The following is a 270-nucleotide window of genomic DNA, read 5'->3' on the forward strand; positions in this document are numbered from 1 at the left end:
CGACACCACAGGCGCCGGCGACCTGTTCGCTGCCGGCTTCCTGGTCGGGCTCGTGCGCAATGTCGGTCATGAGAATGCCGGTCGTCTCGGCGCGCTCGCCGCCGCCGAGGTGATCCAGCACATCGGCGCCCGGCCGCTGGTGTCGCTGAAGGAGCTCGCGAAGGCGAAGGGGCTGCTGGTTTAGGGCGGCCCTGGCCTTCTTCAGCCTCCCCTGCGATGGAGGGGTAGCGATAGAACGTCGCTCCACCCTCGTCATTCCGGGTTCTCGCT

At 68.1% G+C, this 270-nt stretch carries 1 protein-coding gene; it reads left to right on the forward strand.

Annotated features, from left to right (window positions below):
* The coding region (locus B2W55_RS00660; protein WP_291532170.1) for a PfkB family carbohydrate kinase at positions 1–184 on the forward strand (184 nt) is incomplete at its 5' end.
* Positions 185–270: the final 86 nt, after the last annotated feature.

The sequence above is a fragment of the Bradyrhizobium sp. UBA2491 genome (genome assembly GCF_002341725.1).
Lineage (GTDB): Bacteria > Pseudomonadota > Alphaproteobacteria > Rhizobiales > Xanthobacteraceae > Bradyrhizobium.